Source organism: Hyphococcus sp. D3-15, assembly GCF_055809375.1.
In genome coordinates this window covers 3997147-4022687 of the sequence record NZ_CM147910.1, presented here as the reverse complement: position 1 = coordinate 4022687, position 25541 = coordinate 3997147, and the positions used below count along the sequence as shown (strand labels likewise).

The window sequence follows — 25541 nt, the reverse complement described above, 5'->3', positions numbered from 1 at the left end:
ATTCAGCATTTCAGCGGGCGTGAAGGAGGGGTTTTGATATGAAGCAAAGATTTCAAAAGATCGGGCTTTTAGCGACTTCCATGTTGACGGCAGGCGGCGTTTTTTCGTCGGCTGCGGCTGAAAGCGGCGAAGGGGTTCGCGACGTTGTGACGGTGACCGCGCAGCGCCGGGAACAAAACATCCGCGATGTTCCCATAGCGATCGATGCGATCGGCGGCGACAAGGTGCAGTTTAAAGGCATAGAAGATGTGCAGCGGCTCGCCGAAGAGCTGCCGAGCCTTGTGGTCGGCGGCCAGAGCAATACGTTCGGCAGCTTGAATATTTCCATTCGCGGCATCGGCACGCAGGTAGGCGACCCGGCGGTGGGCTTTTACATTGACGAAGTGTTCCAGGCTAATTCTTCAGGCTTCGTCAGCCAGTTTCTCGATGTCGAGCGCGTGGAAGTGTTGAAGGGCCCGCAAGGAACATTGTGGGGGCGCAACACCACTGGTGGCGCAGTGCACTATGTCACGAAAGACCCGGTGCTGGGGGAATTCAACGGCGAGGGTTATGCCGAAGTCGGTTGGTATGACAGCCTTGCCTTTGACGACTTTCCTATTCGCAAATTCGGCGCTGCGCTGAATGTGCCGATGGGCGATAAGCTCGCGCTGCGCGTCTCCGCGGCCAAGGTCGACCAGTTGAACTACACGCGCAATCTCGAACTGCCCAAGCCCGAGAAAAATCAGGACGCGGTTTCGCTGCGGGCCGATTTGTTGTTTGAGCCGACGGATAATTTTTCCGTTCAATTCGGATTCAGCCTGATAGACGACCCATATCACAACGCCTTCACGATCAAGAATCGGCCGTTTCCAGGCTCCGCAGTGCAATATGTCGTCGATCTTCTGGATGACGTATCCGTAGAGCCTGACACCTACCGCGTGCGCAGCAATGCTTCGCCGGTGGCCGACTTCCGCGAAACCGGTTACCGCCTTGAGGCCGGCTGGGACATTAATGAGAATGTGACGGTGCGGTCGATCTCCGCCTATAAATCCCTGTCCAACGACCGCTCATCCGATCTCGACGGAACGCAAGTCACCATCGTCCATAATGATTCGCAGCAAGATCACGAATGGTGGTCGCAGGAAGCGCAGCTTATCTATAGTTCCGACCGGTTTAATTTTATCGGCGGCGCCTATTATTTCGGCGAGGATTTTTCGCAAAACGCGCAGACGACCGCTCAGAACTCGCTGTATTTTCTCGTCAGTTGCAATAATGGCAATACGGCGGATTCGCCCTTCGCGGCCTTGTGCCCGATTGTGAACGGAACTGACCCGTTGGCCCCGGACGGCATTGTCGATTTCATGTATCTGTTGAATGGCGCCCAGCCCTTAATGGCCGCCGACTTCCAGCCGGGCGGGCTGTGGGACAATGCCGTGAGCACGCTGCTGGGCGCGAGCCCCTTTACGGCGCCGTATGTTCCTATATTTGCAGCGTCGCCGGAGGCGGTTCCCGTGACGGTGACGACGCGCGATTTCAAAACCCGTTCCATCGCGCTTTACGGTCAAGGCAGCTATCAACTGACGGAAGCGCTCACCGCGACGGCGGGCTTGCGCTGGACGCAGGACGATAAAAAGATCGACTCGGCCACTTATGCATCGGGCGCCCTGACCGGCGCGCCGCAACTCGATGACAAGTTCTCGGCGTTCACGCCGAAATTCAGGCTGGAATGGCGCCCGGGCGACAACATTCTGGCTTATGCGTCGGTGACCCGCGGCTTCAAGAGCGGCACGATGAACCTGTTTGCCGGCGGCGTTGTCGAGGGGGAGGACATCGCGGTTAACGAAGAGAAAATGTGGGCGTATGAACTCGGCTTCAAGGGCGGTTTTGCTGACGGCCGCTTGCTGTTGGACGGCGCCGCATTCTATTACGACTACACCGATTACCAGCTTCAGGTTCAGTTCCCTGAGGGGCCGCGCGTCTTCAACATTCCTGCGGTCAAAGTAAAAGGCTTTGAAGTGGCGGCGGAGTATATTCCCATAGACCCGCTGAGCCTTGGCGTTTCTCTTTCCTATATCGATGGGAAAGTGGCGGCTGACGTCTTGGCGATCAATCCGTTGAATATCGGGGCGGGCGCTGTGAACATCAACGGCAACGCCCTGCCGCGCGTGCCGGACTTCAAGCTGAACGCGCATGCCGGTTACAGGTTTGAGCTCGGCGCCGCCGGTTCGCTGACCGTGGGCGGCTCCGTCAATTATTCGGATGTATTCTATAATGACGTTTTTGAATCATTCCCGGCAGGCGAGTATACGACCTTCAACGCCAATATACTTTTCCTGAATGCATCGGGGCGCATCTGGATGAATGTCTACGCGCGTAATCTGTCGAATGAAGAGTATCAGACCGGCAATATCTTCACCGACTCAATCGGCGAAGTACAGTTCTTTGCGCCGCCCCGGACGGTCGGCGTTCAAGTCGGGGCCAGGTTCTGAAATGATTGCCCGCTTGCCGGCCTGCTCGCCTGACGCCTGTCCAATGGGTCGGGCGGGCATGCCGCCGCAAGCATTTGGTTTGCGTTATTGGGAGGGTGTATGAAAGTTCAATCTTTATTTGCCGCGGCCTGTTTCGCCGCATTGTCGGCCGCTTGCGAAGGGGGCGTTTCCGCGCCGAAAGGGGCGAGCCTTTCCCCCGATAATTGGACGGCCGATTACCAGCGCTTTATGGCGCATCAGGACGCCAGCATTGAAAAAGCCGGAACGGCCGAAGGCTATAATGGCGCCGTAACGGTGGCGTATAACGGTCTCGCCGCGCGCGCCGGTCTTGAAGCGATGAAACAAGGCGGCAACGCCATCGATGCGGCGCTCACCACGGCTATGACGCAGGTGACGCTCACCGCCGGCGCGCCGATCAGCTATTTCGGCATTCTCTCGCTGGTTTATTACGACGCGAAGACGGGTGAAGTTTATACGATGAATGCGGAGTGGAACACGGTCAAAGGCGAGACCGATCCGATGAGCATTCCCGGCGGCATCAACTTCTCCAGTCCCGATGCGCTTTTCGGGCGCAATAACGAACCGTCGGGGCGCACGGCGATGGTGGGCGGTTTCATGAAGGGCGTCGAGGCGGCGCATGAGCGTTTCGGCAAACTGCCTTTCGCCGCCCTGTTCGAGCCTTCCATCTATATCGCCGAGCACGGCATGCCCGTCACGAAAGACCTCGCCGGCCAAATAAAGGATCGCGAGGGCGATCTCGCCCGCTTGCCGGAAACGAAAGCGGTGTTCGTCAAGGCGAATGGCGAGTTTGTCGGCGAAGGCGACATCCTGAAGCAAACGGCGCTTGCCGAAACCCTGCGTCAGGTGGCGGCGAATGGCGCTGATTACATGTATGACGGTCCATGGGGCGAGGCGTTGATCTCGGCTGTGCAAGCGGACGGCGGCAAAATGACCATGGAGGACTTGCGTGATTACGACGTCATCTGGGCGGATCCGCTAAGCGCCGATATTGGCGGCGGCTACACGGTTTACACCAATCCATATCCCAATCTTGGCGGCATTGGCTTAATCGAGGCGCAGCATCTCGCCGATGCGTCGGGCCTCAGCAAGGAAGAGCATTGGTCGAAATCGGGGGCGTCCTTGCGTAAGGCGCATGATATCTCCGCTATGAATTCGATTTCCTATGTTCCTGAGAACATAACGTCGCTGATCTATCCGGGCCTTGATTTTTCGCCGGAGTCGCGGGTGACGAAAGATCATGCGGAAGAGCTGTGGCGACGCATGCAGGCGGGCGCCAAGCTCGGCCAGTATAAAGACAACCGCCCTAAACATTCCGACGATGTCGTCGCCATCGACAAAGACGGCAACATCGCCGCGATCACTCATTCCATCAACGCCGTGCTTTGGGGGCGGACGGCGATTATGGTGGGTGGGATTTCCATCTCCGATGCGGCGGCCATTCAACGCGAAATGGTGGCGAAGGCCGGCCCCGGCAAGCGTTTGCCGGCGCCGACTGAGACGGGCATCCTTTTCAAAGACGATGTTCCCGTGCTCGGCTTTGCGTCTATGGGATCGGGTCTCCACCAGCGCACCATGCAAGGCCTGCTCAATGTCACCGACTTTCATATGTCGGTCGAAGATGCGATCAACGCGCCTGATTTCTTCATGCCGGATACTGATGTGACTACGGGGGCGCTGACGGTCAATGTGCCGGAGCGGCGTTTTCCGGAAAAGGTGCTGGAAGATATGGGCTACGCATATGAAGAAATTCCCTATGAGGAAATGCGGTTCCACGGGGAAGGCAAGTGGGTGGCGATCAGCCGCGACCCCGAGACGGGCCTTCTTCAGGCCGGGTCGCATAATCGTTACAATAGCGACGCCGTCGCTTATTAAACTGAGCGCGCGTATTTTCTAAAGGCCGGGAACAAAGCGTCAGCCATTGTTCCCGGCCTGTTTGTTTGCGTGCTTGCCGCCCGGAAAAACGTGTGGCCGCATCAAAAAGACAGTATTGTATATTACGATTAAATTTGATAGCGAAGCCCCGTAATCATGATGGGGGCGATGTGTCTTTGGCCGACAAACAACAATTAGTTCTGCGGGTGTCATGTCCTGACAAAAAGGGCGTGCTGGCGACAGTCACCTCGGTGCTCGCCGGAAATGGTTGCGACATACGCGAAGCCGCAGTTTATGGCGATGAAGAGGAAAAGAAATTTTTCATCCGCATGCATGTGGAAAGCGAACGCTTTGGCGCGGAGGAGATTGAATCCCTGCTTCAGCCTGCGTCAACCCAGCTAGGCCTTGAACTGGAAATCTTTGATATGCATCGCAAGATGCGGGTTGTCGTGGCGGTCTCGAAATTCGACCATTGCCTTGCTGACCTGCTGCACAAAGAGCGGATCGGCGCTTTGCCCATCGACATCATTGCGGTCATCTCCAACCATCCGGATCTGGAAAAAATGGCGCAATGGCACGGCAAGGCCTATTACCACTTTCCCATATCGAAAAATACAAAGCAGGAGCAGGAAGCCCGGATCGCCGGCTTATTTGACGAGTTGAACGGGGAGTTGCTGGTGCTGGCGCGCTATATGCAAATTCTCAGCAACACGATGGCGAGCAGGCTGGCTTATCGCTGCATCAACATCCACCATTCCTTCCTGCCGAGTTTCAAGGGCGCCAAGCCTTATCATCAGGCCCATGAAAGAGGCGTCAAACTCATCGGCGCCACGGCGCATTACGTCACGCAGGATTTGGACGAAGGTCCGATCATCGAGCAGGATGTGCGCCGCGTAACCCATGCGACCAGCGCCGACGCCATGGTCGAAATCGGACGGGAGGTGGAGGCGTCTGTTCTTTCCCGCGCCGTTAAATGGCATGCAGAACACCGTGTCTTCTTTACCGGTCCGCGCACCATCGTACTTTGATGAAGCTGTTGAAATAGCGTTTTGTTTTGATCCTGTGAGGATGCGCCCGGTATTCATATAGACAAAAATACATAAATGTATAATAATGATGGCGGCGCGTGACTTCATTTTCCGTAAAGACGGGGCGGAAGAGGTAAAGGGATGAACATGAAAAAGCATGGTATGAAAGTCGCCTTGATCGCCGTCATGGCCTGCACGGGGGCGGTTGCGGCTAGTGAAGCAAGCGAAAACAAGAAAGAAGACGGCGCGAAGGTGGAAGCCGGGTTTCGGGAAATTCGCAAGGAAAGCATCGAGCTTGTTTCAGAGCACGGCATGGTGGTCGGCACGACCGGCGCCGCAGCGCAGGAAATCGGTCTCGATATTCTGAAAAAAGGCGGTTCCGCGGCTGATGCGGCGGCGGCTGTCGCGCTGGCCCAGGTCACGCTGGCGGCGGGTTCATGGGTGAGCTTCGCCGGCATTTACGGCATGGTTTATTACGATGCGGAAAGCGGGCGCGCCTATGATCTGAATGCGGAATATAACACCGTTATCGAAGAAGCGGACCCTGCGACCATTCCGCGAATGAACCTGTCGCTAAGCGGCGACAGAGCGCCCGCAGAGGCGCATTTCAGCGGACGCACTGTCCTGGTGCCCGGCTTTATGGCCGGGGTTGACGCGACGCTTGAGCGGTTCGGCAAGCTGCCGCGAAAAGAGGTGTTCGCGCCTTCCATAAAACTTGCGAAGGAAGGCGTCGCGTTGAATGACGGCAGCCAGGGTCAGATTGACTATCGCCGGAATGTCCTGGGGCATTGGCCTGAAACGCGCGCGCTTTTCCAGAAGGGGGATGGCTCGTGGCTGCGCGCCGGGGATGTCCTGAAGCAGCCTGAACTGGCGAAGACGCTCGGTCAGGTGGCCGATAAAGGCGCCGACTATATGTATAAGGGGGCGTGGGCCGAGAAATTCGTCAAAACGGTGCGCGAGGCCGGCGGCGCGGTCACCATGAAGGATATGGCCCAATATAAAGCGATCTGGTCGGAGCCGTTGAGCGGGTCGTATAAGGGCTATGAGATACACACGCATGGCCTGCCTTCCGGCGGCGGCGTGAATCTCCTGGAAGCGATGAATATTCTCGAAGCTTCCGACATCGAGAAATACGGACTCTACGGCGCCTCGCCTGATGCGCTTTATTACATGGCGCAAATCCTGCGCGCCAATATGGGCGGCGTGGAAACGAACGGCACGGAAAAAAGCCTTTCGCGCCTTTCCAAGGATCATGCGGCGAAGCTGTGGGAAACGATAAAGACGCTTGACCGCCCGCTTTATGCGCAAGAAACGCCTGAGGCAAAGCCCGCGCATTCAGACAGCGTGGTGGTGATCGACAAATGGGGCAACATCGCCGCCGTCACCCATTCCATCAACACGGTCTCGTGGGGGGAGTTTGGGCGGTTTGTAGACGGCGTGTCGATCCCCGATTCCGCTGCTTTCCAGCAGGCGGCCATCGCCGCCGTCAAGCCCGGCTCGCGTTTGCCGTCGCCGCTTGAAATCGGCGTTGTCACCAAGGACGGCGAAACATTCATGGGCTTTGGATCTATCGGCGCGGGGCTGCATCAGCGCACGGTGGGGGCGCTTTATAACGTGCTTGAATTCGGCATGACGCCGGCGCAGGCCATCAGCCAGCCTAGCCTGGGGCTGGTGCAGTTCGATCCGAAAACCTATCAGCCGGGCGCGGTTCAATCAGTGACCAGCGGCGAGTTCGCGCCGGATATATTGCAGGGCGCCAGCCGCAACGGTCTCAGCTTCGCGGAAGACGACACTTTGATGGGCTACTGGGTCGCCATACAAAAAAATCCCGATGACGGAAAATTGCATGGCGGGGCGCTGCGGCGGTTTAACGGCCGTGCTGTGGGGTATTAGCAAGGGCAAGGGGGCGGGCGCGTCTGGTGTGAGCCGCCCTCATTTATAAAAGGTTGGGACGGGATGATGAAAGTGCATGGTTTAAGCACGCGAGGCGGCCTTCTTCTTGCGGGAGCGGCGTTAGCGCTGTTGATTGGCTGCGACGATCAAGCTGCGTCCTCAGCGCCGCAGGCTGAAAAGCCAAGCGCTGCGGCGTCAGCGACGATGAGCGAAGATGCGAAAGCGGAGATTGATGCGCTGGCCCAGGATGTATGGGACTGGCGGGTTAAAACCGATATCGAAACGCGCATGCGCCTGGGGCTGGCGATTTCAGAATTCGCAGACATCACCATGGAGCAGGCGGAAGAAGATGCAGAGACGGCGCGCGGTTTCCTCGCCCGCCTGAACGCGGTCGACCCCGTCTTGCTCGACCATGACCGGGATCTGACGCGGCTTTATCTTGCCGATTACTTTGAGCAAATTATTCAGGGGCCGGAGGATTTTCTCTATTCTTTCGTCATAACGCCGTATATTGGCGGCTGGGCCCTTTTATATCCGCAAACGGTTTTGCGCCAGGCGCCGCTTGGCAGTGAGGCGGAGCGGTCCGTCTATTTGAAACTGGTTGATGAATATGCGGATCTGGTGGTTCAGATACGCGCAAAGACCGAGTTGCAGGCGGAAAACGGCATTTTTTTCCCAAGCCTGCCTTGCCGACGGCGCGCAAGCTCATTGCCGCGAATGCAGATGGGGTTGAGGCTTCGCTGATCCCTTCTGCTGAAAGGCTGGAAAGCGTGGCGCAAAGCGAGCGCGATGACTTCCTTGCCGCCATTGACGCAAAGATTAAGGCGCGCGTGGCGCCGGCTTTTGAGGCCTTGGCGGATACGCTGGGACCGGACTATGAAGCGAAAGCGCCGCAGGCAGTGGGCATCTCGCAATATCCCGGCGGGCCGGAGGCATATCGGCGCGCAATCAAGCGCAGCACGGCTTATGCTTATACGCCTGAAGAATTGCACGAGATCGGCAAGAAGCGCATGGCGAAGCTTCTCGCCGAGATGGCCGCCATTCGCAAACAGGTGGGCTTTGAAGGAAGCCAGGGCGAATTTCACGAGATGATCCGCCGCGACCCGCGTTTTCTGGCGAAAACGCCGGACGATGTTGAGATGCGTTACAACAAATATATTGCAATGATTGAGCCTTTGCTCGGCGACTATTTCTCGGAAATGCCCGAGGCGCCTTATGGCGTAAAACGTCTCGATCCGGCGCAAGAGCCCGGACAGACTTTCGGCTTTTATCAGCGGCCCAACCCGCCGGCGGAGCCGAGAGGCCTGTATCGCTATAATGGCTCGGAATTGGAAAGCCGCTCGCTCATCAGCGCGGCGACGCTGGCCTATCACGAACTTGTTCCCGGTCATCATTTCCATCTGGCGTCGCAAATGGAAAACGAGACGCTGCCTGATATCCGGCGATACTCCTATACTACAGGATTTACGGAAGGCTGGGCGGAATACGCCGCCGGTCTAGGCTACGAGATGGGCCTTTTCGACGATCCTTACGACCGTTACGGCCGGTTGGCGATGGAAGCTTTCCTGACCAGCCGGTTGGTCGTGGACACGGGCATGAACGCGCTCGGCTGGTCGCTGGAAGATGCGCGCGCCTATATGCTTGAGAGCACGATGATGTCTGAATTGGAAATCAACTCCGAGACGTTGCGCTACTCCACCGACATGCCGGGCCAGGCGCTCGCCTATAAAACAGGGCACCCGAAAATCGCCGAACTGCGCGCGCGCGCGGAAGCGGCGCTGGGTGATCAGTTCGACATCAAGGCGTTCCACGCCGCAGTGCTCGGGCCGGGCGCGCTGCCGCTCAATATTCTGGAGCAGCATATCGACTGGTTTATCGATCAGCATAAAAATTGATGCGCATCCGCCACCCAGAAACTATTCGCATCCTCAAAAAAGACCAGGAACGGCATGAACCACACTGTTAAACTTTTTGCATCGACGCTTGTCTTTTTCCTTGCAGCGTGCAGCCCGGCAAAATCTCCCCAAGAAACAGCGCAAACTCAGAACGCTGAAACAACATCATCGGAAGCCGATGCTGCGTTGGAAGCGTTGATGGAAAATTTCTGGGAAGAGAAAGTCGCCGCCGCGCCGCTGGGGGCGAACGGGTTTGGCGATTTCGCGCATATGGATGCGCTCGATGATATGAGCGAGGAAGGTTTTCAGGCGAGCCGTGAGCGGTTTGACGATGCGATCGCCGCGCTCGCCATGGTGGACCGGGGTGCGCTAACGCCCCTGAACCAGACAAATCGCGATGTGTTTGAATGGGTTTTGCAAAATGAGCGCGCGCTGCTCGACCTGAAGACCCGCTACATGCCGCTGTCCAGTCTGTTTAGCTGGCAAACGAGCTTCATGCAGATCGTTTCCATCACGCCGTTCGCAGCGCAAAAGGATTATGAAGACTATATTGCGCGCCTGTCTGAATTCGGCCGTTTCGCCGATGAGGGGATCGCATTGATGCGTATGGGGATTGAGACCGGCTATGTCCATCCTTGCGACAGCATGCGCGATTATGACCGGGTTATTGCGTCGAGCATTTCAGACCAGGCGGAAGAGAGCTTCGCCTATCGGCCGGTTGCAAAAATCTCGGCGCGTTTCGGCGAAGATTTCGCGGCGGATGTTCAAGCGCGCGTCAGAGCCGAGATAGACAAGACCGTTACGCCTGCATTGCAGCGTTATCTTGACTTTTACCGCCAAGAATACGCCCCGGCTTGCCGTAGCACATATGGATTGGGCGCGCTTGAAGGCGGTGCGGAGACCTATGCCGCGATCGTGCGTTATTATGCGACAACATCGGATGCAACGCCGGAGGCCGTGCACCAGCTTGGTTTGTCGGAAGTGGAGCGCATTCACGGTGAAATGAAAAAGATCATGAAAGAAGTCGACTTTAGGGGCGACCTTTCGGCTTTCTTTGAATTCATGCGCGCGAATCCGGATTTCTACGCCGACAGCGAGGAAGACTATCTGGCGCATGTCGCCGTGATCGCCAAAAAGATAGACCGTCAGTTGCCGAAATATTTCGCCTATATGCCGCGCAACCGCTTCACGGTGGAGCCCATTCCGGCGGCGCTGGCGCCGACTTCCGCAACGGCGTATTATTTGCCGGGTTCCGCGTCGCGCGGGGTCGCCGGGCAATATTTTATCAATCTCTACGATCTCGGCACAAGAAACCTCAATGAACTTGCGGCGATCGGGCTTCATGAAGCCGAGCCCGGCCACCATTTTCAGCTTTCGATTCAACAGGAATTGGGCGATCTCCCGCGGCTTCGGCGAAGCTATTACATCAGCGCATATGGCGAGGGGTGGGGGCTGTATACGGAATATCTCGGCGAGGAGATGGGAATCTATGAAACGCCCTATGAACGGTTCGGCCGGTTGACGCTCGAAATCTGGCGCGCATGCCGGCTGGTGGTCGATACCGGCATTCACGCCAAAGGCTGGTCGCGCCAGCAGGCGATTGACTATATGTCGGAAAATTCGGCCTTAAGCATTCCCAATATTACCAACGAGGTTGATCGTTATATCACCATGCCGGGGCAGGCGATTTCCTACAAATTGGGCGAGTTGAAAATAAAGGAGTTGCGCGCGAAGGCCGAAGCGGAACTGGGCGAGGCGTTTTCGCTGCGCGATTTCCATGCCCATCTTCTGACCGGCGGCGCCGTTCCTCTTGAGGTTCTGGAAACGAGAATGAACGAATGGATAGAGACGCAAAAGAGCCAATAGCGGCGATGCAAGCGGCGGGCGCCTGGAAAGCGCGCCAGGCCAAAGCTCGGCGCGCAAGGTGAATTGTCATTGCTCGTGTCGTTCGCCGCGTGTCTGCCCATGGGCCGCGTTTTATCCGCTACTGATTTTTCTCGTGAGCGGGGAGTGCTGTCGGAAATGAACTAACCATCGAATTTGGGTCTCCGCGTCGCCGGTAGTTTGGCGGTGACCGGAACCGCACAGGCAAAGGGCCCTTCGGGGCCCTTTTTCGCGCGCGGATCCGCGGCGAAACGCAGTATCAAAACACAGCGCCAAAACGCATTGACTGTAAGTGCGAGATGAAATGGTCGGAGTGAGAGGATTCGAACCTCCGGCCCCTGCCTCCCGAAGACAGTGCTCTACCAGGCTGAGCTACACTCCGACGAGCGGCGGCTATAGCTTGGCGTTTCGCCCTTGGCAAACATTTCTTTGTGGCGAAAATTACTTCGCCCGCACCATGTCGTTCCTGACCAGAAACCGGCCGTCAAAGGTGATCGGCGCGCCGGGATTGGCGGATTTTTCGCCCTGAAATTCGCCGCGCTCGGCATGGATATGCAGATGCGGTTCGGTGGTGTTGCCGGAATTGCCGACCCGGCCAAGGGGATCGCCGGTCTTAACCTTGTCCCCGGCGGCGACTGCGACCGAGCCCTGGCGCATATGCGCGAGCAGCACGGTGACGCCCTTGCAGGAGATCGCGACCATATTGCCCGCCGGCGCCGCGCGCTCGCTTTGCGCGCCGCGCGCATCCGCCGCGCCGTCGCGCGCAAACACAATCTCGCCGTCGCAAGGGCTGACGATCTGCGCATTCCAGATCACATAATCTTCATTCGCGGCGGGGAGGAGATTTGTGGTCCGGCGGCCGAGGGAATTCATCGCCAGAATGTCGAGCGCGTAAGCCTGCGGGCGATAGGCGTTATGGTAATTGATCGCGACCGATGCGCCGCCCTGGCCGATGACGAAAGCATGTCCTTGCAGCGGGAAGGCGAGATCCACCGGCGCGGCGCCGGCGCTGAGGCGATAGCCGCCAAGGCCGAGCGCCGCCGCAGCGCCAAAGACCGCGCCCAGCAACACAATAAAGCCTTGTGACAGACGCGCCGCCATATTGGCGGGCGCAGACGGCGTGCGCCAGAAGCTGAAAGCGAATCGGATCGCCGCGATGGCGAGCAGGCCGGCGACGCCATAGCGCAGCCACAGGGAGCTGAAGGGCCATGGCGCGACAATCAGCACAGCGCAGAGGATCGCGGCGAGGCTGAGGAAAACCAGTGCGTCGCTCACCGGGCCGCGAACCGAAAACAGCACCCGGTAGGCGCCGCTCGCCAGCCAGATCGAAAACAGGAGGCCAATGACCGCCGGCATGAAAGACGCTATAATAATCGCCATCTTCGCCGCCCCCTTGCGGTTTCCGCCGCCGCGCCGCGCGCCGACGCGCCGCCTGATCAGCCCATTGCTTATAAACCCCGGGCCCGGCGGCGACAAATCGCCCATACGGGGCGATGTTCAAGAGATGCTGTTTTCGCGGGAAATTTCGCTGCGGCGCCCATTGCAAGCGGGCGGCGAAAGCGCTATCTCGCCCGCTCGCCGGTCGCGGAAGCGTCCGGCGGCGTTGGGGCGTCGCCAAGCGGTAAGGCATCGGTTTTTGGTATCGACATTCCCAGGTTCAGAATCCTGGCGCCCCAGCCACTCTCGCGCATGCGGAGATGTTTCGTTCAATCATGCAGACTTTCAGGCGCGCAATGTAGCGATATGCATCGCGGTTGCGCCGGTCTGGCGCGCGGCGATGGTTAATGATCGGCGAACCGTTTGTTTATCCTTCATTCATCGTTGTTTTGCGCAGGCGTCAGCGCGGCGCGCAGCAGATCGCGTGGCCGCCACACATATTACAGCAAGTCAATCCCCGCAGGCGGCGTTTTTGGCATATTGCCTTTGTGGAGGTGAGATTTTACGCAAATGCGGTGATTGCCAGCGCCGCCAAGTCTTGTTACAAACTAACGGGGTGTGTAGGTGGCGCTGACAGCAACGGGGGCTGGAAGCGATTGCGCCGCGCGCGCGAAACAGGGTTACACGAACACGGTGACACGAATCTTGCAGTAATCGTCTGTGACGGCGCAAAAGGGCTGGCGTTTGAGTCTTCATCAAAACGTCGTTGCAATTCTGCGCCAAATATACGATTGCTATTTTTGTTTTGTGGGGGAAATAGGGGACGTTCTGGGTGAAGAGCATCTTTCCAAAGGTTTTCGAAGCGCGCACAAGCGTTACACATCGGCGCAATAGCGCGCCACAGGTTCGCGGCCCTAATCCATTTAGGCATGGCGCCGTTTCTATCAGCCGCAACAATCCGGTAGGTGAGGCATTTATGAAAAGTTTAGCGATTTTGGGTTCAGCGGCCGCGGTGCTAGCTGTGTTGGGCGCTCCGGCGCAGGCGCAGTTTCGCTCGGCGCTGCAGGAAAGCGAGGCGACGGCGCGTGAAACCGCAACGGCGCAGCAGCAGATCGATCAGCTCGATGATCAGACAGCGTCACTGCTCAATGATTACCGCGCGAACCTGAAACAGCTCGAAGCGGCGCGTCGTTATAATGCGTCGCTTACCCGCAACATCGACGCGCAAGAGCGTCAGATCCAGCGGCTTCGCGACGACATCGACAATGTCGAAGGTCTGCAGCGCGCGATGCAGCCTTTGATGGAAGACATGGTGGCGCGCTTCGGCGAACTGGTTGACGCCGACATTCCTTTCAAATCGACAGAGCGCAATGCGCGCGTCGCTCGCCTCAACGGCGTCCTCGCCGATCCGGACATGTCAGCGGCGCAGCGTTACCGTCTGATCGTCGAAGGCTATCAGATCGAAGGCGAATATGGCCGCACCATCGCCGGTTATGAAGGCACGGTGAATTTCGAAGGTCAGGAACTGACCGGTGAATTCCTCCAGGTCGGCCGCATCGCGCTGATGTTCAAAACGCCGGATGATTCAACACTGCTGATCTACGACACGACAGCGGGTGACTGGACCAATCTCAACCGCTCTTACCTGCAAGACGTGAAATACGCGCTCCGCATGGCCAAAGAGCAGACCGCTCCGGACATCTTCTTTGCACCGGTGAAACCGCCGGTTGCGGCACAGTAACGGCGCTAACGGGTCATAAGGAATTACAGGTAATGAAACTCTTCAAACTTGCTTCTCTTTCCCTGATCGCTGGCGTTGCTGCGGCGAGCATGGATTTCACATCGGGCGGCTTTGCTTCTGCGAACGCCCAGGTCACGCTGGATCAGGTGCTGGGCGCCGTGCGCGCTGAGCGCCGCGATGTCAGCCAGGAAAACAAACAGCGCCTCGATCGCTTTCGCGCCGAGCGCAACCAGCAGAGCGCCTTGCTCGCGCAGGTTAAAGCGCAGGTGGCTGCGGCTGCTGCGGAATCCACCCGTCTTGAAGGCGTGATGGAAGCCAACAAAGCGGCGATCGCCGAGCTCGACTCCGAACTTGCTTCGAAACAGGGCGAATTCCAGGAACTCTTCGGCGCCGCGCGCACCGCCGCCGCCGACCTCAACGCACAAGTTGAACGCTCCATTATCTCGGCTCAGTTCTCTGGCCGCGGCGCGACGCTGAAAGAGCTTGCGCAAACTGAAAAACTGCCGACCGAAGACCAGCTTCGCGATCTCTGGGAAATCATGATCCAGCAGATGGCCGAGCAAGGCAAAACGGTCACCTTCCCGTCGAACATCGTTCTCGCAGACGGCACGTCGAGTGAAGCTGAAATCACCCGCATCGGTCCGTTCGTCGCGTTCTCCGGCGGCAAGTATCTGACATACAAGTCGCTTGATGAAGCGCCGCAACTCGGCAACGTGCTGCAGTTCCTGCCGCGCCAGCCTTCCGGCGACATCACCGGGGCAGCCAGCCGCGTTGAAAACGCTTCCGGCGACGGCTTCGTCCGCGGCGCCATCGACCCGTCGCTCGGCACGCTGCTCGGCCTCGTCGTCGAAACGCCGACCCTCAGTGAACGGATCGATCAAGGCCGCTTCATCGGTAAGGTCATTCTCGTCGCCGCCGCTTTGGGCGTCATCCTCGGCGTCTACAAATGGGTCACGCTGACCATGACCGCCGGCGCCGTGCGCAGCCAGGTCCGCCGCAAGAAAGCCTCCAAGGCGAACCCGCTGGGCCGCGTCATGCTGGCTTACGAAAACACGACCTCGAACGATGTCGAGACTGTGGCGCTGAAACTTGACGACGCCATCCTGAAGGAACTGCCGAAGCTCGAAGGCGGCCTGAACCTGATCAAGGTGCTTGCTGCTGTCGCGCCGCTGCTCGGCCTTCTGGGTACGGTTATCGGCATGATCAACACCTTCCAGGCGATCACGCTGTTCGGCACGGGCGATCCGCAGATCATGGCCTCGGGTATCTCCGAAGCGCTGGTCACCACGGTTCTCGGTCTTGTCGCGGCGATCCCGCTGCTTCTCCTCCACGCATTTGCTTCGGGCGCTTCCAAGCGCGTGTCGCAGATCCTGGAAGAGCAGGCTGCTGGCATTATCGCTGAACATGCAGAAGGCGGCCGGGCGTAAGCGCCCGGTCCTCGTAAACCCGGTTTAGGGAAAGGGGCCTTCGAGAAATGCTCGAGTTTTGGAACCCTCAGATCGCTTTCAATGCGCTCATGGATTTTCTGGGCGCCGGCGGCAACGTTCTTGTCGCGATCATGGTGGTCACCTTCTTTATGTGGGCGCTGATCATTGAACGTCTGATGTACTGGTCTGGCGCCCATTCGGGCGTCGCCAAGCGGGCCCATCGGGCCTGGGGCGCGCGCAGCGACCACAAGTCCTGGTATGCGCACGCCATTCGTGAGCGTCTGGTTTCGGAGACGGTGCAGGAAGCGTCGCGCTTCAACAACGTCATCCGGGCGCTGGTTGCGGTGACGCCGCTGCTGGGTCTGCTCGGCACGGTGACCGGCATGGTCGAAGTGTTTGACGTTATGGCCGTGACCGGCTCCTCCAACGCCCGCCTGATGGCCGCCGGCATCTCCAAGGCGACCATTCCGACCATGGCGGGTCTGGTGGCGTCCCTGTCGGGGCTCATCTTCATCAATGCTTTCGACGCCAATGTGAAAAAAGCATCCGGTCAGATTTCTGACGAACTGTTGATCGAGTAGGCCGATGAGAAAAAAGGCAACCCATGCAGGCGAAGAAGCAGACGTAAACATTACGCCGCTGCTCGACATCGTCTTCATTCTCCTGATCTTCTTCATCGTCACGGCGACCTTCCTGCGCGAACAGGGCATCGATGTCCGCACGCCGGAAGACACCCCGCCGGATGAGGTGACAGTGCCGCCGCCCGCCTTGCTTCTGGCGGTGCAGAAAGACGGCTTTGTACGCGTCAACAATGTGCGCGTCATTGACCCGGCTTCGGTGAAACCGGTGGTGCAGGAATTCGTCGCGCGCGAGCCCCAGGGCGTTGTCCTGGTCAGTGCGGCCCCGGATTCTGAATCGGGCGTTGCAGTCGCGGTGATGGATCAGGCGCAAGATGGCGGCGCGAGAGGCAAAGTGTCTCTGGCGCTTCAGAAAGAAACCAACTAGCCGGCGCGGGCCTTTAGCCCCCGCGCAATCGTCCAGATAAAGTTTGTAGGCGGATAGAAATATGGCGAGACGGAGTTTATCTCAATCGGCGGGCGAAGAAGAAGACGTCAACGTGACGCCGCTTCTCGACATCGTCTTTATCATGCTGATCTTTTTCATCGTGACGTCGACATTCGTGAAAGAGCCGGGCGTCGAGATCAATCGTCCGGGCGCGGTCTCTGCGGAAGAGCGCAAGCTCGCCTCGATCATTGTTGCGATCTCCGATGAAGACGAAATCTGGATCAACAAGGAAAAAGTCGAGCTTCAGGAAGTGAAAGCCATCGTCGAACAGTTGCGTCGTGAAAATCCTAAAGGGACCGCTGTCGTTCAGGCTGATGCGAAATCGAAGACCCGGCTTCTCGTGGAAGTCGTCACCCAGATTCGCGCGACCGGCCTGACTGATGTCGCCGTGTCCACTGAAGACGTTTAAGGAGAGCTGAGCATGGGCTCACTAGTTCGTTTGATTTTGGGCGTGCCGGGCGCGATTATCGTGACGGGCGGTCTGTTTCTCTTCATGGCGGCGATGATCCATTCTGATCTGCGCCTCGAAGAAGAAAAAGACTCCGTCAACATCAAGATCACCCAGCAGCTTGACGACACCGATCTCAACGCCTCGAATCGTGAATTCAAGCGGCCGACGCTCGATGCGCCGCCGCCGCCGCCGCCAGCGGTGAACGACCCGTCAAACCGCCCGGCGCTTGACGGCGTGCGCGCGCAGATCCCGGATATCAATCCAAACCTTTCCATCGGCTCGGGCTTCAACCCGGACCGTGACGCGCAGCCTCTGGTGCGGATTCCGCCGCAATATCCCGAACGCTGCATGTCGCGCGCGAGTTCTTCTGAATCCGTGCTGGTCCAGTTCGACGTGACGCCGGACGGTCAGACCACAAACATCCAGACGGTTGAGAGCTCCAATAGCTGTCTTAACCGCGCTGCGGAGCGCTCGGTTGAGCGCTGGAAATACCAGCCGAAGATCGTCGACAATACGCCGGAATGGCGTCGCGGCGTGCAGACGGTGATTACGTTTAATTTGGCAGATGACTAAGCCGCCTGTCCGGCTCATGTAGAGCCGGGCGTTGAGACTGCTTCAAATCAGGGTTCGAGACGGCAGGATGAAAAAAATGCGTGGGAACTATCGTAAGTTTTGTTTGACGGCCGCCGCATCGGCAGTCGCCGCGCTGATGACAGCGGCTGCGCCGACTGCTGCGCTGGCGCAGCCCGCTCAGTGTGACGCAGAAGAAGGCGGCGCCTCCAAGACGCTTGACCCCCGTGTCGGCCAGGAGATCCAGAAGCTTTATGAACTGATGCAGACGGATCAGTTCTCGGCGGCGTTGACCGGCTTCAACAATCTCCTCGCCAGCCGCGGCGACGGCATGAAGGCGTATGACAAATCGACGATCTACGAACTTCGCGCCAACGTTAAAATCAATCTCGACGATTATCGCGGCGCGCTTTCCGATCTTCAGACAGCGCTGAACACCAATGGTCTGCCGCCGGCGCGGAACAATCAGCTGCGTTACTTCATCGCCCAGCTGAACTTCCAGCTTGAGCAATATCAGACCGCGATCACCGGCCTTAACCAGTGGATCCAGTTGGCCCGCACTTGCGGCGTCGCGGTCGACCCCAACGCCTATTATCTGTTGGCCGCAGCATACACCCAGATTTCTCCGCCGAATTACCGCGCTGCGGTCGGTCCGGCCGAGCAGGCGATCGCCGGTCAGGGCGCCGAGCCGCGCAAAGGCTATTACGATCTGTTGAACCTCATCTATTCAGAGCTCAACGAAAACGCAAAGCGCGCGCCGCTGCTGGAGCAAATGGTCAATAACTGGCCAGGCGACAAAAGCTACTGGACGCAGCTTTCCGGCGCCTATTCCGTCATGGGCAAGGACCGCGACGCGTTCTCCGTGCTGGAAGTCGCTTATCGCGCCGGTCTGATCCAATCCGAAAATGAATTGCTGACGCTGATTCAGTATTATTCCTTCTTCGACAATCCTTATCGCGGCGCGGTGCTGCTTGAGCGTGAAATGAACGCCGGCAACATCAAGCGCGTGCAGAAGAACCTCATCCTTCTGTCGCAGCTCTGGAGCCAGTCGCGCGAACACAAAAAATCGATCCCGATCCTGCGCGAAGCGGCGCAAGCGGCCGATAATGGCGAACTCTTCTATCGCCTCGGCATGGTGCTGCTCGCAGACGAACAATATGCAGCCTCGCAAAGAGCGCTGGAAAGCGCGCTGAACCGCGGCGGCATGGAAGCCAAGGACACCGGCGACGCCTGGTTGTTGCTCGGCACGGCCCGCTTCAGTCAGGCCGGCCCGTCGGACACGGCTCGCTGGGCCAGCGCCCGTGCGGCTTTTGTCCGTGCACAGAACTACCGCACATCTGCCGGGCGCGCCCGCGACTGGATCACTTATATTGATGCGGTCGTCGACACTTACTGGACCGGTCTCGGCCTCGACTATGATCAGAACATCGCGCTTTGCGAGGATGATATTGGCCGCTTCGAGCGTGACCAGCGCATCCGCGATCTGCAGAACCGGTCGCCTGATCCGGCTGATATCGCCCGCGAAGAAGCGCGCCGCGCCGAATGCGCCGCACTGGTGGCGCAGGGCCGTCCGAGCCGCAACAAGCCGGCCGCCGCCGCCGAAGAAGCGCCGGCTGAAGAGGCCGAAGAAGCGGAAGAAGCAACCGAAGAATAAGCGGGCGTTTACGCTCCTTAACAAAAAGGCGGCTCATGCGAGCCGCCTTTTTTATTGTCTGATTTTATCGTGCGGTCCGGGCGATGCCGGCGCTGCGCGCGCGGCCCGGCGGCTAATATTCGTTGCGCTCGCCGAGAATGCGCCCGCCATCGCTGGCTTCCGGCGTTTGGTTGGAGCATTCCAGATAGCCTTGGCGCCAGCCGGCCCGGTAGGCCTCGTCATTCGCAAAAGCATGGGAATCGCGGGTCTGGCGGGTTGAGAAGCTCTTGTCCTCCTCCGTCGCCGTGGCGCAGCCATCGCCATAACCGGCTGAAAAGCCTGGCGATTCTCTAAGCTCGGCCAGATTGCCGGAAGAAGCGCATCCAGCCGCCAGCAATGCGGCGGCCAGCCCGGCGCAGCCGGATGCGGAAGTCGCCGGAAAACGGCGCGAAATCGAGAAATGAGGTGAGGTCACGGGAGCTTTGCGTCCTTGAAACTACGCGGGGCAGCCTAGCATCGCGAAAGGCTCAGGTCTTGGAAAACCGCTCCTAAAAGTGAAATCCCCCGTTAACGGTGTTCCGGCTACAACGGTTCCGCGGAGATCGCAGGCATTCAACGAAAAGGCGAAGTCGCGCGCTATGAATGAATACGACGCCGACGAAGAGATCCGGCCCGCGCCCACCGGGCCGCAGCCGGATGCGGAGACCATGCTGACGCCCCTGACGGCGTCTGGCCCGTCCGTGCGCACGCTTATGGTGCGCAAATTGACCGACATTGTGGTGCTGCCATCGGGCAAGGTGTCGTCGAATGAGCGCGCGCTGGTCGCCGATATCTTGCTGCATGTTCTCGACAAAATTGAAAAACCGATCCGCATGGAAGTCGCCCAGCGCATTGCGCGGGTTGCTGAATGCCCGCCGGCGCTGGTGCGCATGTTGTTGATGGACGATGCCTCGGTCGCTGAAAAAGTCGCGTCCACTGCGGAATCCCTGCCTGAGGCGTTGCTGATCGAAGCGGCGCGTGACGGCACAATGGCGCACCGGATGATGATTGCGCGCCGTCTCGATCTGACCTCGGCGATTGCGGACGCCTGTCTCGCCTATGACGAGATCGATGTGATCAAGCTGATCTTGAAGCGCGAGGAATGCACCTTGTCGCCTAATGCGGTGAACAAGGTGGTCGCGCTTTCCTCCACCAATAAAGACGTTCAATCCTTGCTGCTGCGCCGCCGCGAACTCGAACCGGCGCATGGCTTCATGATGTTCTGGTGGGTCGATGCAGAGCGCCGCCGCCGCATTCTCACCCGTTTCGCACTCGACCGCAGCGTCGTGCAGGACGCGCTCGCCGATCTTTATCCGCGGGTGTTCCGTGGCGGCGACAATGACACGGTCGTCAAAGATATTCTGGTGCTGTCGGAACGCCGCCATCGCCCGCGCGGCGTGAATGGCGAGCCGGTGTCGATGGATGTGGTGGGGCGCACTTTGGCGGCGGCATGCAAATATCCGGCGCAGGAAATTATCGATGCGGTGGCGATGATCGGCGGCGTGTCGCGCGATCTTTCGAGCCGCATTCTGCGCGATCCCGGCGGCGAGCCTTTCGCGGTGCTGTGCAAGAGTCTCGGCGTGGCGCGCGGTGATTTTTATGACTTCCTGATCGCCGCATCCGAAAGCGATGAGGGCGTCGCGCGCGCCGATCACCTGCTCGGGATTTTCGATTCCATGGCGCGAGACTTTTCCCGCGCGGTCCTGCGTTACTGGGACTGGGATTCAAATCCGCGCATCGCCCATATTTCGCGGCTCATGGCGCTGTTGCAGTCAGAGATCAATATCAACGATCTGGGCGAGCTTTCCGAGTTCTCTTAAGCCTCGTTTAAGTGCTTTGCTGTATCAGGGATAAGCCGGTGGCGGCCATGCGTATCTTGGTTGCCGCTGGCGTTTTTATGGTCGCCGATTTTCGCGCATTATAAAAGTCCGTAAAATTTAGCGAAAATTGTCACTGTCTTTCACGCGACGCGTTAACGCGCGCGGTGCATGATCAGCCGGCGGCATATGTCTGTGACCGTTTCTGGAGGGAGCATGCTGTCATCGATGCGCGTTATTGTTTTCGCATCGCAGAAGGGCGGCTCGGGCAAGACCACCTTGTCCGGCCATATTGCGGTGGAGGCGGAGCGTCAGGGCGCAGGTCCTGTTGCGCTGATCGACACTGATCCGCAAGGCTCGCTGGCGAAGTGGTGGAACGTGCGCAAGGAGCCTACGCCTGCGTTCATTCAATCTGTTTTTTCAAATCTTTTCTACGACCTCGACAGCGCCCGCGAAGAGGGCTTCCGGCTGGTTGTCATCGACACGCCGCCGGCGGTGACCCGCGCGATTTCCGAAGTCGTGAGTTTCGCTGACATTGTCGTCGCGCCGACCCGGCCGAGCCCGCATGATTTGCGCGCTGTCGGCCCGACGGTCGATATCGCTGAAGCGCGCGGCAAGCCGCTGATCTTTGTCGTCAATGGCGCGACCCAGCGCGCGCGCATCACCTCGGAAGCGGCTGTCGCGCTTTCGCAGCACGGCACCGTGGCGCCCGTCACCGTTCATCACCGCGTTGATTTCGCCGCCTCCATGATTGACGGCCGCACGGTGATGGAAATCGATCCCTTCTGCCAGTCCGCACAGGAAGTCTCCGCGCTGTGGACCTATCTCCATGAGCGCCTGCAACGCGCTGATGGCGGCTACCGCCAGGAAGAAGGCGGAATGAATGCGCCGAGCAACCGCGTCTTTGGGCGCAGGGCGGCGCAATGAACGCATACGCCCCAAACAACGCTTCCTCTTCTGGCGGCGGCGGCGGATACGCGTCTTTGACGTCGAGCCTGCTCGCCCGCAAGGGTGAGGCGCTGCCGGCGGTGGATGCGGTGGCGCATGAGGGCGTCGATATCGACATGCGTCCGATGAAGCCGGCCAATAGCCCCGGCGGGCCGAGCACGATCGGCGAAGAGACCATCGAAAAACTGTATCCCGCCAATCCGGGGATGCGCGAGGAAACCCAACAGGCCTCCAGGCGTCCGCCGAATATGCGCCTGGTGCACCCGTCATCGGCGCCGCAGGCCCGCGCTGCAACCGCAGAGCCCAGCAACTGGACATTGTCCGGGGGACGCCCGGCTTCGCGCATGCGTCCGCGCGAAGCGTCCGCCGATGCGCCGAGCGGTCTTCTCGCCCGCAAGGCGATTGTCACCCTGCGCATGCCGGCGCGCGATCTGGTGCGTTTGCGCCTCGCCAGCCGCGATCTCGAAATGTCCTGTCAGGCGATCATCCTCGATGCGCTTGAATGCTATCTTGACGCCAATGACGTGCCGTCGGCATCGGATGACGATGCGATCCAGCGCGAAGTCGAGCGGCTGATGAGCAAGGCGAAAGCCAAGCGCGGCGGCTAGCCCTCTACTGCGTCAGCGCAGAGCGCCTGAACGGCGAGACGTTTCATCATCTTGATATAGTGCTTTTGCGACCATCCGCAGTCGATGGTGAGCTGTTCCCAATTGCGGACGGACAGCAATGTCCACAATAGATCCGTCGCCTGTTTTTGCGTCAGGGTGGGCGACAGCGCGTCATCTGCTTTCAGCGCTTTCACCGCCGCTTCGCAGCCATGGCGCACGGCGATCATCCGGTCGCGCCATGCGGCGGCGGCCGCTTCATCTGTATCCTGCATCGCCATGAAGGCTTTGCCGACGCCGTAAATTTCCGGGATGTAGTCGCCCCAGGCGACGATGAACGCATCAAGGCGTTCACGGCCATTGCTTGCGGCGCGGCTGGCGGCGAGGCGCGCATCGATTTCCTTGACCTCATCGAGATAGCGCGCCGTGGCGACCAGCAATTCCGCCCGGGTCGGAAAATGCAGATACACCGCCTGGCGGCTGACGCCGGCTTTTTTCGCGATGTCGCTCATCCGCACATTTTCCGCCGGTCCCGCCTCAAGCAGGTCCCAGGCGGCGGTCATGATTTTTTCTTTTGTGTTCATTTCGGTGCTTGACATGGTGTCAACATAGCCTTACTTGACGCCGTGTCAACTTTACATGGTGTCAAGGAGAGAGAAAAATGACCAAACGCGTATTCATCTGGGTGGCGCACCCGAAATCAGGAACATTGAATGAGGGCCTCGCCGACGCTTATCAGGCGGGCGTTGAGGCGAGCGGGGGAGAGGTCCGCCGCATGGATCTCGCCGACATGAATTTTGCGGCGGAATTTGAAGGTTATGGCGAGGGCGCTGCGCCGCTGGAGCCGGATCTTGTCGCCTGGCAGGAGGCGGTGGCCTGGGCCGATCATATTTTCGTCGTGCATCCCTATTGGTGGGGCGCGATGCCGACCAAGGCGAAGGCGGTGCTCGACCGCGCGCTGACCCCGGGCTTTGCGTTCAAATATCACCGCAAGGGCGTGAAATGGGACAAGCTGCTCGCCGGCAAGTCTGCGGATGCGATCATCACATCCGACACGCCGCCGCTGCTCGACACGCTGCTCTATGGCGGCCCCGCGCGCCGCGTGATCAAGAACCAGGTCTTCGCCTTTGTCGGCATCAAGCCGGGCGTGATCGCGCAATTCGGTTCCGTGAAAATGGCCAGCCCGGAGAAGATTCAAAACTGGTTTGCACGCGCGCAACATTTGGGCGCGAACGCGGCCGCGTAATGTTGCGGGCGCGCCACCAACAATAAGGAGAAATGAGATGACAAATCTTTGGATCGCTTATGCCTGCCTGTTTGTGGGTGTCGGTGCTGTGCTTGTCGCCGGCGTGTTTCAGGCGTTTTCCGATTTTGTGATGAAGTCGCTGGCGGCGGCGCATCCCGCCAGCGGCGCCGAAGCCATGCAACAGATCAATCGCAAAGTCTTTCGCACCGTTTTTCTGCCGATGCTGCTGGGGCTTGCGCCCATCACGCTCGCCTTTGCGGTCTATGCCTATGTCTTCCTGAACGGCGCGGCGGCGGCGCTGATCATCGCCGGCGGTGTGATCTATGCGGGATTTGTGTTCCTGGTGACGATGCTCGGCAATGTTCCGATGAATAACCGCCTCGACAAGATGGATGCGCGGTCAAGTGAAACCGCGTCTTATTGGGCGTTATATGCCGTGCAGTGGACCCGGTGGAATCATGTGCGCACGCTTGGGTCTTTAGCGGCGGGCCTGTGTTTTCTGGTCGCCGGTTTTCACCTGGCCTGATCCCTGGCCTGCCGGGCGTTCGACCGATGACGGCGCAAGCCCGAAATGTTTGCGGAAGGCTTTGAAAAATGCGGTGCGGTCGGAATAGCCCACAGCCTTTGCAATGGCGCGCATGTCGAGCGTTGTCGCCTGCAGCAGCCGCATGCCCGCCTCCATGCGGATCATGGCGAGATTTTGCATCGGCGTTGCGCCCGTCACTGATTTGAACACGCGAATAAGGTGAAACGGCGACAGGCATGCTTCGCGGGCGATGTCGCCAAGCGCCAGGCCCGGCTCGTCAAAACGTTGCAGCATCATCTCCCGGGCGACGCCGGCGCGGCGGGCGAGCTCGGCGCGGGTTGCGGGCTTCACCGCATCGATGCGCTCTACTGCTGCGGCGCGCGCATCCTGCGCATCGAGCAGGCGCGCATAAAGCAGGGCTGATTGCTCCGCATACCAATCATGATCGCCCTCGGCGCGGCGGCATCTAAGCGCGATCGCATCCATCAGCGCTTGCGTCGCCGCCTCCGGCCGGAACAGCCGCGTATCGAGCCGTCTGCCAAGGGGCTTTCCGTCATCCAGCGCGGGTTTTCCCGCCGCGTCAGTGATCCAGTGTGGGAAAGAGATCATGTTGGAGCGGAAGCGCCTTTCGCCGCGCGCCGCATAGGCGTAGCGGGCGCCGCGGGCGAGGGTGAGCGCCCCGGCGGAACGCACCATTAGCGGTTTCGCGCCTTGCAGCCGGTATTCCTCTTCGCCGCCGGCGGCCCAACTGATGCTTGCGCAGGACCAGTCCTCCTTGAAGTCGCTGGCGATGTCGAAGCGTTCGCGATGCATCAGTCCCGAATGCACCATGCCGTCGAGCGGCGTCGCGGCGTAGAGGCTGGCGAGGCCGGCTTTCGTTGCGGGCGCGGCGTTGAGCAATTGCATGACGGCGTTGCTTTCAGGGCGGCGTGAAGGGAGAGCCTAGGTTTTCATCGCGATGGGCGCCAGTCCGGAGCGCTGACCGGCGGGCGGGGGCGCGTAAATCGCACCGGCTCCGGTCGTTTTCGAACGCCA

At 59.3% G+C, this 25541-nt stretch carries 24 protein-coding genes and 2 tRNA genes; 21 read left to right on the top strand and 5 right to left on the bottom strand.

Annotated elements, in window-relative coordinates; translation table 11 throughout:
• The first annotated feature begins 38 nt into the window (after positions 1-38).
• From AC0L8G_RS19355 to AC0L8G_RS19325, 7 genes are all read left to right on the top strand, one after another.
• Positions 39-2468, top strand: a complete 2430-nt coding sequence (locus AC0L8G_RS19355; RefSeq protein ID WP_473385815.1) for a TonB-dependent receptor — start codon at positions 39-41, stop codon at positions 2466-2468.
• Positions 2469-2567: 99 nt separating this feature from the next.
• Positions 2568-4361 (top strand): gamma-glutamyltransferase, encoded by a 1794-nt coding sequence (locus AC0L8G_RS19350; protein ID WP_473385814.1) that lies wholly within the window; start codon positions 2568-2570, stop codon positions 4359-4361.
• Between the two features lie 176 nt (positions 4362-4537).
• The gene (gene purU / locus AC0L8G_RS19345) at positions 4538-5389 is read left to right on the top strand and encodes a formyltetrahydrofolate deformylase (RefSeq protein WP_473385813.1); all 852 of its coding nucleotides are present in this window, start codon (positions 4538-4540) and stop codon (positions 5387-5389) included.
• A 147-nt stretch (positions 5390-5536) separates the two neighbouring features.
• Positions 5537-7282: a gamma-glutamyltransferase gene (locus AC0L8G_RS19340; RefSeq protein ID WP_473385812.1), complete on the top strand. Its 1746-nt coding sequence runs from the start codon at positions 5537-5539 to the stop codon at positions 7280-7282.
• A gap of 63 nt (positions 7283-7345) precedes the next feature.
• Complete coding sequence (locus tag AC0L8G_RS19335) at positions 7346-8026, top strand: hypothetical protein (protein WP_473385811.1); 681 nt, start codon at positions 7346-7348, stop codon at positions 8024-8026.
• Positions 7969-9177, top strand: a complete 1209-nt coding sequence (locus AC0L8G_RS19330) for a DUF885 domain-containing protein (RefSeq protein ID WP_473385810.1) — start codon at positions 7969-7971, stop codon at positions 9175-9177. Before AC0L8G_RS19335 ends, AC0L8G_RS19330 begins: the two co-directional genes overlap by 58 nt.
• A gap of 54 nt (positions 9178-9231) precedes the next feature.
• A complete protein-coding gene (locus AC0L8G_RS19325; protein WP_473385809.1) occupies positions 9232-11043 on the top strand; it encodes a DUF885 domain-containing protein in 1812 nt (603 codons plus the stop codon).
• A 323-nt stretch (positions 11044-11366) separates the two neighbouring features.
• Here the strand turns inward: AC0L8G_RS19325 and AC0L8G_RS19320 are convergent.
• Positions 11367-11443, bottom strand: a tRNA-Pro gene (locus AC0L8G_RS19320).
• Positions 11444-11502: 59 nt separating this feature from the next.
• Positions 11503-12441, bottom strand: coding sequence for a M23 family metallopeptidase (locus tag AC0L8G_RS19315; protein ID WP_473385808.1), 939 nt, complete (start codon positions 12439-12441; stop codon positions 11503-11505).
• 224 nt (positions 12442-12665) lie between these two features.
• Between AC0L8G_RS19315 and AC0L8G_RS19310 the strand changes: the two genes are divergently transcribed.
• From AC0L8G_RS19310 to AC0L8G_RS19270, 9 genes are all read left to right on the top strand, one after another.
• A tRNA-Gln gene (locus AC0L8G_RS19310) sits at positions 12666-12741 on the top strand.
• A 104-nt stretch (positions 12742-12845) separates the two neighbouring features.
• Complete coding sequence (locus AC0L8G_RS19305) at positions 12846-13274, top strand: hypothetical protein (protein WP_473385807.1); 429 nt, start codon at positions 12846-12848, stop codon at positions 13272-13274.
• A 140-nt stretch (positions 13275-13414) separates the two neighbouring features.
• Complete coding sequence (locus tag AC0L8G_RS19300) at positions 13415-14179, top strand: DUF3450 domain-containing protein (protein ID WP_473385806.1); 765 nt, start codon at positions 13415-13417, stop codon at positions 14177-14179.
• A gap of 32 nt (positions 14180-14211) precedes the next feature.
• Positions 14212-15606: a MotA/TolQ/ExbB proton channel family protein gene (locus AC0L8G_RS19295; protein WP_473385805.1), complete on the top strand. Its 1395-nt coding sequence runs from the start codon at positions 14212-14214 to the stop codon at positions 15604-15606.
• Positions 15607-15653: 47 nt separating this feature from the next.
• Complete coding sequence (locus tag AC0L8G_RS19290) at positions 15654-16187, top strand: MotA/TolQ/ExbB proton channel family protein (protein ID WP_473385804.1); 534 nt, start codon at positions 15654-15656, stop codon at positions 16185-16187.
• Positions 16188-16191: 4 nt separating this feature from the next.
• Positions 16192-16611 carry an ExbD/TolR family protein gene (locus AC0L8G_RS19285; protein WP_473385803.1) on the top strand — a complete coding sequence of 140 codons (420 nt, stop codon included), beginning with the start codon at positions 16192-16194 and terminating at the stop codon, positions 16609-16611.
• A 61-nt stretch (positions 16612-16672) separates the two neighbouring features.
• Complete coding sequence (locus AC0L8G_RS19280) at positions 16673-17080, top strand: ExbD/TolR family protein (RefSeq protein WP_473385802.1); 408 nt, start codon at positions 16673-16675, stop codon at positions 17078-17080.
• A gap of 12 nt (positions 17081-17092) precedes the next feature.
• Positions 17093-17695 carry an energy transducer TonB gene (locus AC0L8G_RS19275; RefSeq protein WP_473385801.1) on the top strand — a complete coding sequence of 201 codons (603 nt, stop codon included), beginning with the start codon at positions 17093-17095 and terminating at the stop codon, positions 17693-17695.
• Positions 17696-17771: 76 nt separating this feature from the next.
• Positions 17772-19346: a hypothetical protein gene (locus AC0L8G_RS19270; protein ID WP_473385800.1), complete on the top strand. Its 1575-nt coding sequence runs from the start codon at positions 17772-17774 to the stop codon at positions 19344-19346.
• Positions 19347-19458: 112 nt separating this feature from the next.
• Here AC0L8G_RS19270 and AC0L8G_RS19265 read toward each other — a convergent pair whose 3' ends face one another.
• Positions 19459-19800: a hypothetical protein gene (locus AC0L8G_RS19265; RefSeq protein WP_473385799.1), complete on the bottom strand. Its 342-nt coding sequence runs from the start codon at positions 19798-19800 to the stop codon at positions 19459-19461.
• 163 nt (positions 19801-19963) lie between these two features.
• Here AC0L8G_RS19265 and AC0L8G_RS19260 point away from each other — a divergent pair, with 163 nt between their 5' ends.
• From AC0L8G_RS19260 to AC0L8G_RS19250, 3 genes are all read left to right on the top strand, one after another.
• On the top strand, positions 19964-21184 hold the full coding sequence (locus AC0L8G_RS19260; protein WP_473385798.1) for a DUF2336 domain-containing protein: 1221 nt from the start codon (positions 19964-19966) through the stop codon (positions 21182-21184).
• Between the two features lie 225 nt (positions 21185-21409).
• Positions 21410-22108 carry an AAA family ATPase gene (locus tag AC0L8G_RS19255; protein ID WP_473388915.1) on the top strand — a complete coding sequence of 233 codons (699 nt, stop codon included), beginning with the start codon at positions 21410-21412 and terminating at the stop codon, positions 22106-22108.
• Positions 22105-22737, top strand: a complete 633-nt coding sequence (locus AC0L8G_RS19250; protein ID WP_473385797.1) for a hypothetical protein — start codon at positions 22105-22107, stop codon at positions 22735-22737. Before AC0L8G_RS19255 ends, AC0L8G_RS19250 begins: the two co-directional genes overlap by 4 nt.
• Here the strand turns inward: AC0L8G_RS19250 and AC0L8G_RS19245 are convergent.
• Positions 22734-23333: a TetR/AcrR family transcriptional regulator gene (locus tag AC0L8G_RS19245; protein WP_473385796.1), complete on the bottom strand. Its 600-nt coding sequence runs from the start codon at positions 23331-23333 to the stop codon at positions 22734-22736. The two genes, AC0L8G_RS19250 and AC0L8G_RS19245, sit on opposite strands and share 4 nt — an antisense overlap.
• A 62-nt stretch (positions 23334-23395) precedes the next feature.
• On the opposite strand from AC0L8G_RS19245, the gene AC0L8G_RS19240 reads away from it, so the two are divergent.
• Both AC0L8G_RS19240 and AC0L8G_RS19235 read left to right on the top strand, forming a co-directional pair.
• Positions 23396-23980: an NAD(P)H-dependent oxidoreductase gene (locus tag AC0L8G_RS19240; protein ID WP_473385795.1), complete on the top strand. Its 585-nt coding sequence runs from the start codon at positions 23396-23398 to the stop codon at positions 23978-23980.
• Between the two features lie 37 nt (positions 23981-24017).
• Complete coding sequence (locus tag AC0L8G_RS19235) at positions 24018-24506, top strand: anthrone oxygenase family protein (RefSeq protein ID WP_473385794.1); 489 nt, start codon at positions 24018-24020, stop codon at positions 24504-24506.
• Here AC0L8G_RS19235 and AC0L8G_RS19230 read toward each other — a convergent pair.
• A complete protein-coding gene (locus AC0L8G_RS19230) occupies positions 24459-25412 on the bottom strand; it encodes a helix-turn-helix transcriptional regulator (RefSeq protein ID WP_473385793.1) in 954 nt (317 codons plus the stop codon). The two genes, AC0L8G_RS19235 and AC0L8G_RS19230, sit on opposite strands and share 48 nt — an antisense overlap.
• Positions 25413-25541: the final 129 nt, after the last annotated feature.

What these genes read in the sequence shown, in the direction of transcription:
- AC0L8G_RS19355 (WP_473385815.1), top strand. Translation starts at nt 39, where the DNA reads ATGAAGCAAAGATTTCAAAAGATCGGGCTTTTAGCGACTTCCATGTTG.
- AC0L8G_RS19350 (WP_473385814.1), top strand. Translation starts at nt 2,568, where the DNA reads ATGAAAGTTCAATCTTTATTTGCCGCGGCCTGTTTCGCCGCATTGTCG.
- AC0L8G_RS19340 (WP_473385812.1), top strand. Translation starts at nt 5,537, where the DNA reads ATGAAAAAGCATGGTATGAAAGTCGCCTTGATCGCCGTCATGGCCTGC.
- AC0L8G_RS19335 (WP_473385811.1), top strand. Translation starts at nt 7,346, where the DNA reads ATGATGAAAGTGCATGGTTTAAGCACGCGAGGCGGCCTTCTTCTTGCG.
- AC0L8G_RS19325 (WP_473385809.1), top strand. Translation starts at nt 9,232, where the DNA reads ATGAACCACACTGTTAAACTTTTTGCATCGACGCTTGTCTTTTTCCTT.
- AC0L8G_RS19315 (WP_473385808.1), bottom strand. Translation starts at nt 12,441, where the DNA reads ATGGCGATTATTATAGCGTCTTTCATGCCGGCGGTCATTGGCCTCCTG.
- AC0L8G_RS19305 (WP_473385807.1), top strand. Translation starts at nt 12,846, where the DNA reads ATGATCGGCGAACCGTTTGTTTATCCTTCATTCATCGTTGTTTTGCGC.
- AC0L8G_RS19300 (WP_473385806.1), top strand. Translation starts at nt 13,415, where the DNA reads ATGAAAAGTTTAGCGATTTTGGGTTCAGCGGCCGCGGTGCTAGCTGTG.
- AC0L8G_RS19295 (WP_473385805.1), top strand. Translation starts at nt 14,212, where the DNA reads ATGAAACTCTTCAAACTTGCTTCTCTTTCCCTGATCGCTGGCGTTGCT.
- AC0L8G_RS19290 (WP_473385804.1), top strand. Translation starts at nt 15,654, where the DNA reads ATGCTCGAGTTTTGGAACCCTCAGATCGCTTTCAATGCGCTCATGGAT.
- AC0L8G_RS19285 (WP_473385803.1), top strand. Translation starts at nt 16,192, where the DNA reads ATGAGAAAAAAGGCAACCCATGCAGGCGAAGAAGCAGACGTAAACATT.
- AC0L8G_RS19280 (WP_473385802.1), top strand. Translation starts at nt 16,673, where the DNA reads ATGGCGAGACGGAGTTTATCTCAATCGGCGGGCGAAGAAGAAGACGTC.
- AC0L8G_RS19275 (WP_473385801.1), top strand. Translation starts at nt 17,093, where the DNA reads ATGGGCTCACTAGTTCGTTTGATTTTGGGCGTGCCGGGCGCGATTATC.
- AC0L8G_RS19270 (WP_473385800.1), top strand. Translation starts at nt 17,772, where the DNA reads ATGCGTGGGAACTATCGTAAGTTTTGTTTGACGGCCGCCGCATCGGCA.
- AC0L8G_RS19260 (WP_473385798.1), top strand. Translation starts at nt 19,964, where the DNA reads ATGAATGAATACGACGCCGACGAAGAGATCCGGCCCGCGCCCACCGGG.
- AC0L8G_RS19255 (WP_473388915.1), top strand. Translation starts at nt 21,410, where the DNA reads ATGCGCGTTATTGTTTTCGCATCGCAGAAGGGCGGCTCGGGCAAGACC.
- AC0L8G_RS19250 (WP_473385797.1), top strand. Translation starts at nt 22,105, where the DNA reads ATGAACGCATACGCCCCAAACAACGCTTCCTCTTCTGGCGGCGGCGGC.
- AC0L8G_RS19245 (WP_473385796.1), bottom strand. Translation starts at nt 23,333, where the DNA reads ATGTCAAGCACCGAAATGAACACAAAAGAAAAAATCATGACCGCCGCC.
- AC0L8G_RS19240 (WP_473385795.1), top strand. Translation starts at nt 23,396, where the DNA reads ATGACCAAACGCGTATTCATCTGGGTGGCGCACCCGAAATCAGGAACA.
- AC0L8G_RS19235 (WP_473385794.1), top strand. Translation starts at nt 24,018, where the DNA reads ATGACAAATCTTTGGATCGCTTATGCCTGCCTGTTTGTGGGTGTCGGT.
- AC0L8G_RS19230 (WP_473385793.1), bottom strand. Translation starts at nt 25,412, where the DNA reads ATGCAATTGCTCAACGCCGCGCCCGCAACGAAAGCCGGCCTCGCCAGC.